Source organism: Buttiauxella cochleicola (genome assembly GCF_021282435.1).
Taxonomy (GTDB): Bacteria; Pseudomonadota; Gammaproteobacteria; order Enterobacterales; family Enterobacteriaceae; genus Buttiauxella; species Buttiauxella massiliensis.
Map to the genome: position 1 here is coordinate 1 of NZ_JAJSOT010000024.1, position 1,435 is coordinate 1,435.

Sequence of the window (1,435 nt, forward strand, 5' to 3'; positions counted from 1 at the left end):
TATCTAACGCTGAGGTGTGATGACGAGGCACTACGGTGCTGAAGTAACAAATGCCGCACTTCCAGGAAAAGCCTCTAAGCATCAGGTCACATCAAATCGTACCCCAAACCGACACAGGTGGTCAGGTAGAGAATACCAAGGCGCTTGAGAGAACTCGGGTGAAGGAACTAGGCAAAATGGTGCCGTAACTTCGGGAGAAGGCACGCTGTCGGTAGGTGAAACCCCTTGCGGGTGGAGCTGAAGGCAGTCGAAGATACCAGCTGGCTGCAACTGTTTATTAAAAACACAGCACTGTGCAAACACGAAAGTGGACGTATACGGTGTGACGCCTGCCCGGTGCCGGAAGGTTAATTGATGGGGTTAAGCGCAAGCTGAAGCTCTTGATCGAAGCCCCGGTAAACGGCGGCCGTAACTATAACGGTCCTAAGGTAGCGAAATTCCTTGTCGGGTAAGTTCCGACCTGCACGAATGGCGTAATGATGGCCAGGCTGTCTCCACCCGAGACTCAGTGAAATTGAAATCGCTGTGAAGATGCAGTGTACCCGCGGCAAGACGGAAAGACCCCGTGAACCTTTACTATAGCTTGACACTGAACACTGGTCCTTGATGTGTAGGATAGGTGGGAGGCTTTGAAGCGTGGACGCCAGTCTGCGTGGAGCCAACCTTGAAATACCACCCTTTAATGGCTGGTGTTCTAACGTAGACCCGTAATCCGGGTTGCGGACAGTGTCTGGTGGGTAGTTTGACTGGGGCGGTCTCCTCCTAAAGCGTAACGGAGGAGCACGAAGGTTAGCTAATCACGGTCGGACATCGTGAGGTTAGTGCAATGGCATAAGCTAGCTTGACTGCGAGAGTGACGGCTCGAGCAGGTGCGAAAGCAGGTCATAGTGATCCGGTGGTTCTGAATGGAAGGGCCATCGCTCAACGGATAAAAGGTACTCCGGGGATAACAGGCTGATACCGCCCAAGAGTTCATATCGACGGCGGTGTTTGGCACCTCGATGTCGGCTCATCACATCCTGGGGCTGAAGTAGGTCCCAAGGGTATGGCTGTTCGCCATTTAAAGTGGTACGCGAGCTGGGTTTAGAACGTCGTGAGACAGTTCGGTCCCTATCTGCCGTGGGCGCTGGAGAATTGAGGGGGGCTGCTCCTAGTACGAGAGGACCGGAGTGGACGCATCACTGGTGTTCGGGTTGTCATGCCAATGGCATTGCCCGGTAGCTAAATGCGGAAAAGATAAGCGCTGAAAGCATCTAAGCGCGAAACTTGCCCCGAGATGAATTCTCCCTGGGAACTTGATTCCCCTGAAGGAACGTTGAAGACTACGACGTTGATAGGCTGGGTGTGTAAGCGTAGCGATACGTTGAGCTAACCAGTACTAATGATCCGTGAGGCTTAACCTTACAACACCGAAGGTGTTTTGGTTGAGAGACTA

Annotated in this window: 1 rRNA gene; it reads left to right on the forward strand. The window is 52.8% G+C overall.

Going from position 1 to position 1,435, the window contains the following annotated elements:
• Positions 1–1,403 (forward strand): 23S ribosomal RNA (locus tag LVQ77_RS22225); the annotation flags it as partial.
• Between the last annotated feature and the right edge of the window lie 32 nt (positions 1,404–1,435).